Raw genomic sequence first — 9,206 nt, 5'->3', positions numbered from 1 at the left:
TATTTATAACCATAGAACAACCAAAACTAATCAGAAATATCCGAGTGTAAATCTTTAATTACCAGCATATTCTAAAATTTAACACTTTTCGGTTGCCATTTGTCGCTTCCCAAATTTCCACATATTTTTGAGACGTATTTCTGACGTGGAGAATTTGCGGGGCTTGTTTTTTGTCACACCGTGCAGACAGTTGACAAGGGTTTACAACCGTTTACGACAAGCGACAATAACCGCCCCGATATGCGGAAACAGTCACACTGTGTAGAAAAGCGACAATGGTTGACTTCCGTTCACATCCGTTTACCATTTCAGAGATATAGGATTGAAGAAATGAACCATTAAACGATAAAACGGTATGAAAGCAACCAGAAAATGCAGTTTTTGCGGCAAGTCCTTTGTAACCCGAAGCGGTATGCAAAGATATTGCAGTGAGGCTTGTCAGGCAGAAGCCAAACGAGCCAGAGTGATGCAGAAGAACAACCTCTTCAAAGTCGCCCAACCCTTGATGGAGATACAGCATCAGGAGTATCTCACCTTTTCCAAAGCAGCCATCCTCATGGGCTGTTCCCGACAGTACATTTACAAACTTGTAGCCATCGGCAAGCTGAAAGCCTCACGCATCAGCAACCGCATGGCATTCATCCGCAGAGCCGACATCGAGCAGATGTTGGAGGGCAATCCCTATCACCGCATCCTGCCCGGCAACACCTCCACACCAAGGAAATCATCTTCATCTTCCTTACCTGCCAAAAGAGAAAAAAGGGAAAAGGAAAGCGAAGAAGTGTTGGACTTCTATTCGGGCGAGGAGGTGATGTCCCTTTTTAAGGTAAAGCAGTCATGGCTTTACACTTCCGCCAAGCGTAACCATATCCCCATCTGCCGTATCGCAGGAAAGAACTATTACAGCAAGAAGCATATTGACGAGTTTTTCGGTGTGGCAGTTGATATTAGCGAAATTACCGACTGGCTACTGACCGAGGAGGTGGAGGAACTGTTCGGCATGAAGCCGACCGCACTCCGTGCCTACACCTATCGCCATAAGATACCCACTAAAAGAGAGTACGGGCGTACCTATTACTCCAAATCACATTTGAACGAACTCCGCAGAACTGACCTTGTGAACGATGAACGCTACTATACCGTTGAGCAGGTGCAGCAAATCTATGGTCTTTCGTCAGCCAACATCTGCCATATCGTCAAGGTGAAGCACATCGAAAAGATAAAGGTGGGTGTGAAAAACCTGCTTTTGCGCTCAGATGTGGAGCGTGTCATGGCTGAAAGGAACAAATAACCGTGAAAAATCGGGATTATCGAAAATTATTTCAAAATGATGTATCGTGGAGGTATTCACGGATATTTCACGTTGTTCCTTTGCCATCGGAAACATGGATACAACTCCAAAATGTATACAACCAATTAAAACATAATTATTATGAGTAAATGCAAAACAGTTACCTTGCGTAAGCGCAAGATTAAGAACGGGACACAGTATTCACTATGCCTTGACTACTATCCCGGCTACCGTGACAATGTCACCATGAGAGTGATTACACGTGAAGCCTTAGGAATTTACATCTTCGCCAAACCTGCAAACCAGCAGGAACGGGACTTCAACGCACGCATGATGAAGAAAGCGGTCATCCTGCGCAACCAGCGCTACGAAGCCATTTTCAATGAAAACAACGGCTTTTTTGACAAGACCAAGATGAAGGGCGATTTCCTTGCCTATTTCAAAGGACTGGCTGACCGCAAGAATATCAAGTGGCAGCACGTATACAAGCATTTCCAGCGGTTCGTGAACGGCAAATGCACCTTTGAGGAGGTGGATGTGGATTTGTGCCGCAAGTTCATGGAATACCTGCTTGATGCACCCCAATCCATCCACACCAACCAAAAGCTGCACATCAACTCCGCAGCAGGCTATTGGTCAACTTTCCGTGCCGTGCTGCACACCGCTTACCGTGACAGGAAGATAAAGGAGAACCCAAACGGCTTCTTAGACCGCATCGAGTGCATTCCCACCATCAGGGAGCATTTGAGCCAAGAGGAACTGATACGGCTTGCCGAAACACCCTGTGAGGAGGAGGTCTTGAAAAAAGCTTTTCTTTTCGCCTGTCTTACGGGACTGAGAAAGAGCGACATCAGACAGCTCACGTGGCAGCAGATACAACCATACACCAACGGCAGGATGTTCGTTACCACCCGTATGCAGAAAACCAAAGAAATAGTGCATAACCCCATCAGTGATGAAGCCTATGGACTGCTGGGAGAACGGGGCGAGGGACTTATCTTTGAGGATTTCAAGGACAAGATGCTGCAAGGACCACTCCAACGGTGGCTCACGGCAGCAGGGATAACCAAGAAAATCACCTTTCACTGTACCCGCCACAGCTTCGGAAGCCTGCACGTGGAAATGGGAACGGACATGGCTGTCATCCAAGCCTATCTCGGACATAAGAACATTACCACCACACAAATCTATTCCAAGATAGCAGCGCAGCAGATGTGTCAGGTGGTGGACAAGATAACCTTGAAGCGCAAGGAGGCATAAATGTCTCACATTGACAGGTATTCAGAGGGGCGGTTATGGCTACAAGGCTATAATCGCCCCTCTATGTTTTTGGCTTGATGCCACCATTTATAAGCCCCTCAGAGTATGAAACAGAGTATGATATGATGACATTTCGTGAAATACATTGAAAAAGACCGTTCTAACCGCAAATAACGGGCAGTAATTGGGAAAAATAGCATTAACTTTGCACAAAATAATACAGGAACATTCAATCTCTCAACGAAATATGGAATCATCAATCAAGGACAAATACATCATCTTGGGCTTTGTCGGCTTCGCCATCGTCCTAATATCTTCCATTGCCACGCTGGTAATAGCGGACAGCTTCAACCAAGACAACTTTGTCAGGTGGATAGTATTCGTATGCTGTAACCTGTTGGGATGGTTGCTCTATCTCTCCTTTCAGACACTTATCTTTGATACATACGAAATCTACAAAATCAAGTTCGGCAAGAAAGAAACGATTGCCGAAGCCATAGAGGTGCAGGAAGAACTGTCACAAAATACACTTGAAGAAGCCACATCTGTGCCTGGACCTACATCAGTCCCTGAGCCTGTACCCGAATCATCCCCGACAAAAGAAGAGACACTTATCCAAACACAACCGATAGAGCTTACTATCGCCCCGGATCTTCACGAAAAGAACCGTGCCAATTACGCAAGCAGAGAGCAACGGGAAAAGGAAGAGCGCATCCGCATGGTCATGGAGTATTGCCATTATTACCTGCCTCGCATTGCCGACCAAGAAACCGTGAACCACATCTGTACTGAGGTGGACAAATGGATGAATCTTAACACTTATACCCCGAAGCCCATACAAAGACCGTTTACCAAAGACATCAACAACATTCCACTCCGTCACTTCGTATGGAATATCTCTGAGCGTTTCCTGTACAAGAGATACTACAATGGGGATAACCGTGCCAAGTTCATCAAAGCCCTTTTCCCGAAATCGTTTGCTGATACAGACTTATCAACCATCAAGAATTTCAAGGTAGAGCCGTTAAAGACGGAAATTCCCATTGATGAACCCGAAAACGGCAAACTTGATTTCCACTATCCCGAGGATTATGTGCGGAATTAGGATAATCACGACACCAACGACAACCATCCGGTAACTCATAACCGCCTGTTTTACATCGTTTCCCGAGTAATTTTACCCGTCATTTATGGCTGGGCTTAATTATTCGGGAATTATTTTGCAATGACGTGTCGTGGAGATATTCACGGATATATCATTTCAGTCCTTTGCGCCAAGTCTTACAAAAGAGACGAGTACGCGAATGGAAAAATCAATTCTTACCTTCAACGACCTCCCCGAGGTTGTCGCTCAGCTTCGAGACGAAGTGATGAGCCTGAAAAGCCTGCTCGCCGAGCAGCGCAGTGTGAACAATGCCAAAACGGTGGACACCCACGTGCCCATGTCTGTGGACGAGGCAGCAGAGTATTTAGGTATCCCTAAGGGTACGCTCTACATGAAACTGTCAGAAGGGACAATCCCTGCCACCAAGCCCGGCAAACGCTATTGCCTTTACCGTGACGAACTGGACAAGTGGCTGGAAACCGCCCGAAAGAATCCCATACCGTTGTCAGACGAGGAACTGAACAAGTCCTTATCCTCTTCCCACCGTCGCAAGCCCAACCCACGTAACTGGTGAATGATATGGAAGAGGATAAGAACTATATCAACCTGATACGTGGCGACCTCACAAAAGCATCCCAAGCGCATAACGGTATGCCCGACAGTGTAGGCATGATGAATATCAAGACGGCAAACCAAACCATTCTTGAAGCATCGTTATTGCCTACGCCCCGTGCGCTGTGGGACAGCTTTTGGTACGAGGGGGAACTCTCCTGCTTGTTTGCCGATTCCAACGTGGGCAAGTCCATCCTTGCCGTGCAGATAGCCGACCGCATCGCCCGAACCGACAATGTGCTGTATCTGGACTTTGAACTGTCCGAAAAGCAGTTCCAGCTCCGCTATACCAACGAGCATGGAGAGCTCTACACCTTTCCCGACAAACTCTATCGGGTGTCTATTGACTGCAACCAGCTTTTGGATGCCAACTTTGAGGAAGCTATCATAGGCGGCATTGAACAGATGGCTGTGCAGACCGACTGCAAGATTTTCATCATTGACAATCTTACCTACCTGTGTTGCGCCATGGAGAAAGGCGATGCCGCAGGACGGCTGATGATTCAGCTGAACAATCTCAAAAAGAGATATGCGCTCTCTATCCTTGTCCTAGCACATACGCCCAAACGCTCTTTGGATTGTCCCATCACATCCAACGACCTTGCCGGAAGCAAACGGCTCTACAATTTCTTTGACAGCGTGTTCACCATTGGAAAAAGTGCCCAAGACGGAGGGCTTCGCTATGTGAAGCAGCTTAAAGTGCGCTATGGCACGTTCTCTCATGATGCGGATAATGTAATCGTTTACGAGATTGACAAGGTGGATGCTTTCTTGCAGTTCGTGTTCAGGGGCTATTCCACGGAAAAGGAACACTTGAAAAAATTGGGCGACAATGAATCAAGCCAAAGGGATTGCCAAATTCTGCAACTCTCCCAATCGGGCAAGTCCGTCAGGGAGATAGCCTCACAGGTGAATTGTGGCAAGTCCACCGTAAACCGTATCATCCAGCGCAGCAAAGAGAGTAAAAACGCAGGTGTCCCAAGTGTCCCACTGTCCCAACCCTTAGAGTGTGGGACAATGGGACAGGATGGGACAGCCGACAATCAACCATCAAAAACGGACTAAGCTATGGGCAATTATTCATTACAGAAGTATAAAGGAACGGCAACACGGCATACCTGCCCCAAATGCGGAGACAGGCATTCTTTCGTCTATTACGTGGACGAAAATAATGTGCCGTTGCATCCATCGGTCGGCAGATGTAACCACGAAAGCGGTTGTGGGTATCACTACACTCCGAAAGAGTATTTTCAAGAGCATCCTGAACACAGAACTACCAATGATTTCTCTTTTGACAGGCAAAGAGCAGAGCAGAAGAAAGTGAAGCAGCAAAGTAAGCCGACAGCCATCGGCTATATTCCCCCTCACTATGTGGAGAAGTCGCAAAGCGAGCGTAGCAATTTCTTCCGTTTCCTCTTCACACTCCTTACTTCCTACTATGGCGACAAGGCGAAAGAGGTGTTGAAGCGGTTGTTGGAGGAATACCGTTTGGGGGCTACCCGTGACGGCTCTGTTATCTTTTGGCAGATAGACAGGACGGGCAAGGTACGCACGGGAAAGGTGATGCAGTACAATCCCGAAGACGGACACCGTATCAAGGGAGGACAGACATCGGCAGTGAACTGGATACACAGCATATTGAAAAAGCAGCGTGTGTTGGCAGAGGATTGGCAACTATCCCAATGCCTTTTCGGGGAACACTTGTTGAAAACGCATCCCGACAAGGTGGTGGTCTTGGTGGAATCCGAGAAGAGTGCCGTTATCGGTTCTGCTATCTTCCCCGATTATGTATGGCTGGCTACGGGTGGTAAGAGTCAGATGAGAGAAGAGAAACTCCGTGTACTGTCAGGGCGAACCGTGCTTCTCTTTCCCGATGCCGATGCTTATGCCGAGTGGAAACAGCGAGCCGAGAGCATGTACTTTTGTAAGGTGGTGGTTTCGGACATCATCGAAAGGAATGCCACCCCGAAACAAAAAGAAGCCCATATCGACATAGCCGATTGGATTATCTTTCAGATACGGGAGGGCAAGGTGATGAGTACAGCCAACCACTTGGTCGAGGCTGAGAGAATCCTCCAGCGGATGATAGAGAAGAATCCCGTCCTGCAAAAACTGATAGACGATTTAGACCTTGTGCTGGTCGGTGCATCTCCAATCGGCAACGATGATGAAAAACCTCCCTGACGGAGGAGAGCGGAAGCCGTAGGCTGGAGTTTGCAGACAATGGCTTGCCATTGATATAGCCCACTATAACTACACGCTCCGCTTACGTAGTTGTGGGCTCTCCCGAGGGGATTAGGGTTTTACCCTAATGACCCACTCAGGGCGTTTCTCCCCTGAGAACCCAGAGCAAAGAGTGACCCTCTCTTTGCAATCTCCGCTTATGGGTTGCACCCCTAAGAACCCCATGCGTTTACGGACAGCGGAAAAGCAAACAATAAAGTACAAACCAAAAAACAAGTATCTATGGCAACAAAATCAAGCATACATATCAAGCCCTGCAACATCGCATCGAGCGAGGCTCACAACAGGAGGACTGCCGAATACATGCGCCACATCGGAGAGTCCAGAATCTATGTCGTTCCTGAACTATCCACCGATAACGAACAGTGGATAAATCCCGACTTCGGCAGTCCGGATTTGCGGATGCATTATGACAATATCAGACAGATGGTAAAGGAAAAGACCGGACGTGCCATGCAGGAAAAGGAGCGTGAACGCAAAGGCAAGAACGGTAAAATAGTCAAGATTGCGGGATGCTCCCCCATACGTGAAGGAGTGCTGCTTGTCAGGTCGGACACCACACTGGCAGACGTGCGTAAATTCGGTGAGGAGTGTCAAAGACGCTGGGGAATCACACCGCTGCAAATCTTCCTGCACAAGGATGAAGGGCATTGGCTGAACGGTCAGCCGGAAGCGGAAGACAGGGAAAGCTTCAAAGTCGGGGACAGATGGTTCAAGCCGAACTATCATGCCCATATCGTTTTCGACTGGATGAACCACGAAACAGGAAAGAGCCGAAAGCTCAATGACGATGACATGATGCAGATGCAGACCCTTGCATCCGACATCCTGCTGATGGAACGCGGGCAGTCAAAGGCTGTCACTGGTAAGGAGCATCTGGAACGGAACGACTTTATCATTGAGAAGCAGAAAGCTGAACTGCAACGCATGGATGCAGCCAAACGGCACAAAGAAGAACAGATAAATCTTGCCGAGCAGGAACTGAAACAGGTGAAATCAGAAATACGCACTGACAAGTTAAAGAAGACAGCCACCACGGCAGCGACAGCCATAACTAGTGGAGTTGCTTCTCTTTTCGGGAGTGGAAAACTGAAAGAACTGGAACGTGCCAACGAAAAACTGCAAGACGAGGTTTCAAAACGGAACACCAATATTGAAAAATTGCAGAGCCAAGTACAGCAGATGCAGAAACAGCATGATACGCAAATCCACAATCTCAGAGAAATGCACAGGCAGGAACTTGACATGAAAGAAAAAGAACTGTCACGGCTCGCCAGAATCATAGACAAGGCTTTCAGGTGGTTTCCGATGTTCAGGGAAATGCTGCGCATGGAAAAGTTTTGTGCCATGCTGGGATTCTCTAAAGAAATGACTGAAAGTCTTATAGTCAAAAAAGAAGCCCTGAAATGTAGCGGTAAAATCTATTCCGAGCAACACAGGCGGAACTTTGATATAAAGGATGATATTTTAAGGGTGGAAAATGACCCTGACGATGAAAGCAGGCTGAACCTGACAATAAACAGGAAGCCGATTGCCGACTGGTTCAGGGAGCAATGGCACAGGCTTAGATATGGAGCAAGAGTGCCGCAACAGGAAGAAAGAAAAAGTAGAGGATTCAAATTATAATAGAAGCAATTTGATTAGTAATCTAAAAGCACTCCGATAACGATTAGAGTGCTTTTAGATTGTTTATCATTAATTATCAAAGCAAGTGCAGTTTAAGATTTTACTGAAGTTTGCATTAATAAAGAATATACTACAGCTGATATATGCGCAACATATTGTGACGCTTGTGATTCATTTCCCTTGAAATCCTTAACAAATACCGCTAAGGTATAACTGATATTATTAGGCAGACATATATAGGCAACATCATTGTGAGCTGCAAGAACACCATTTTCATTAACATCACCTGAACCTGTCTTATGCGCTATAACAACCCCTTCTTTATCAAGAAGTGGAGCTGCTATCCTATCTACACCTGTTTTGCATTCTTTTAACGTATTCTTAATGAAACTTTGTTTCTCATCATCGATAAGACCTTCAGTAAACAAACGATTCATCAACATTGCAGCACCAAGAGGAGATGTATAGTTAGAGTAAGCCTTGTTATGGTCAGCCGACATTTCCTCTTCCGTATAAGCTATCTGAAAACTTGAACGAGGAATGAGTGTGGCTATAAAACTATCTGTTTGAGCGACATTAACCATATCCTTAAACATAAGGTTGCTTGCATTGTTGTCACTCTGAGTAAGAGTATAACGCAGCAAATCTCTCACTGTCAATGATATGACTGGCCCTGAATAATCTTTCAGCATAGGACTCCAAGTCTTTGGGTCAAGTTTATCCCTATTTATATTTACTAAGGTATCAAGTGAAATTCCTTTATTGTCAAAGTCATTACAAAGAGCTAATGCCTGATGAACCTTAAACACACTCATCATAGGATAAACACTCTTATTATTGACCTTAACCGTATCTCTGTTATTAACAATAACCGCCACACCAATTTCGCCAGGACAAGCTGAGACAATTTGAGAAATGCTATCAGTCAAAACATTTGTTAAAGGAGGATTTGCGCTATCTTTTGTCGCTGATTTATGGAACAATGAAAATACCAAGATGAAAATGCAAACTAAAGCTATACTCAAAACTACGATTTGTTTTTTTCTGTTTTTTTCCATGTTTATATTA

Annotated in this window: 8 protein-coding genes; 7 read left to right on the top strand and 1 reads right to left on the bottom strand. The window is 46.0% G+C overall.

Annotated elements, in window-relative coordinates:
• Positions 1–355: 355 nt before the first annotated feature.
• The 7 genes from tnpA (at position 356) to BSCG_RS08220 (ending at position 8,138) form a co-directional block, all read left to right on the top strand.
• On the top strand, positions 356–1,291 hold the full coding sequence (tnpA, locus tag BSCG_RS08190) for a transposon Tn4555 protein TnpA (RefSeq protein WP_004292844.1): 936 nt from the start codon (positions 356–358) through the stop codon (positions 1,289–1,291).
• A 141-nt stretch (positions 1,292–1,432) separates the two neighbouring features.
• A complete protein-coding gene (locus BSCG_RS08195; RefSeq protein ID WP_004338318.1) occupies positions 1,433–2,551 on the top strand; it encodes a tyrosine-type recombinase/integrase in 1,119 nt (372 codons plus the stop codon).
• A gap of 247 nt (positions 2,552–2,798) precedes the next feature.
• Complete coding sequence (gene tnpC, locus BSCG_RS08200) at positions 2,799–3,656, top strand: transposon Tn4555 protein TnpC (RefSeq protein ID WP_004339687.1); 858 nt, start codon at positions 2,799–2,801, stop codon at positions 3,654–3,656.
• Between the two features lie 199 nt (positions 3,657–3,855).
• Positions 3,856–4,230, top strand: a complete 375-nt coding sequence (locus BSCG_RS08205; RefSeq protein WP_004338328.1) for an excisionase family DNA-binding protein — start codon at positions 3,856–3,858, stop codon at positions 4,228–4,230.
• Positions 4,231–4,235: 5 nt separating this feature from the next.
• On the top strand, positions 4,236–5,333 hold the full coding sequence (locus tag BSCG_RS08210) for an AAA family ATPase (RefSeq protein WP_004348225.1): 1,098 nt from the start codon (positions 4,236–4,238) through the stop codon (positions 5,331–5,333).
• 3 nt (positions 5,334–5,336) lie between these two features.
• Complete coding sequence (locus BSCG_RS08215; protein WP_004292742.1) at positions 5,337–6,452, top strand: DUF6371 domain-containing protein; 1,116 nt, start codon at positions 5,337–5,339, stop codon at positions 6,450–6,452.
• A 282-nt stretch (positions 6,453–6,734) separates the two neighbouring features.
• Positions 6,735–8,138: a hypothetical protein gene (locus BSCG_RS08220; protein WP_004292734.1), complete on the top strand. Its 1,404-nt coding sequence runs from the start codon at positions 6,735–6,737 to the stop codon at positions 8,136–8,138.
• A 92-nt stretch (positions 8,139–8,230) separates the two neighbouring features.
• Here BSCG_RS08220 and BSCG_RS08225 read toward each other — a convergent pair whose 3' ends face one another.
• On the bottom strand, positions 8,231–9,196 hold the full coding sequence (locus BSCG_RS08225; RefSeq protein WP_004348227.1) for an extended-spectrum class A beta-lactamase CfxA3: 966 nt from the start codon (positions 9,194–9,196) through the stop codon (positions 8,231–8,233).
• Positions 9,197–9,206: the final 10 nt, after the last annotated feature.

The organism is Bacteroides sp. 2_2_4, assembly GCF_000157055.1.
Lineage (GTDB): Bacteria > Bacteroidota > Bacteroidia > Bacteroidales > Bacteroidaceae > Bacteroides > Bacteroides ovatus.
The sequence above is the reverse complement of the archived record's forward strand: the minus strand, read 5'-3'. Positions and strand labels throughout refer to the sequence as shown.

Coding starts and splice junctions, on each gene's coding strand:
- tnpA (WP_004292844.1), top strand. CDS start 356: ATGAAAGCAACCAGAAAATGCAGTTTTTGCGGCAAGTCCTTTGTAACC.
- BSCG_RS08195 (WP_004338318.1), top strand. CDS start 1,433: ATGAGTAAATGCAAAACAGTTACCTTGCGTAAGCGCAAGATTAAGAAC.
- tnpC (WP_004339687.1), top strand. CDS start 2,799: ATGGAATCATCAATCAAGGACAAATACATCATCTTGGGCTTTGTCGGC.
- BSCG_RS08205 (WP_004338328.1), top strand. CDS start 3,856: ATGGAAAAATCAATTCTTACCTTCAACGACCTCCCCGAGGTTGTCGCT.
- BSCG_RS08210 (WP_004348225.1), top strand. CDS start 4,236: ATGGAAGAGGATAAGAACTATATCAACCTGATACGTGGCGACCTCACA.
- BSCG_RS08215 (WP_004292742.1), top strand. CDS start 5,337: ATGGGCAATTATTCATTACAGAAGTATAAAGGAACGGCAACACGGCAT.
- BSCG_RS08220 (WP_004292734.1), top strand. CDS start 6,735: ATGGCAACAAAATCAAGCATACATATCAAGCCCTGCAACATCGCATCG.
- BSCG_RS08225 (WP_004348227.1), bottom strand. CDS start 9,196: ATGGAAAAAAACAGAAAAAAACAAATCGTAGTTTTGAGTATAGCTTTA.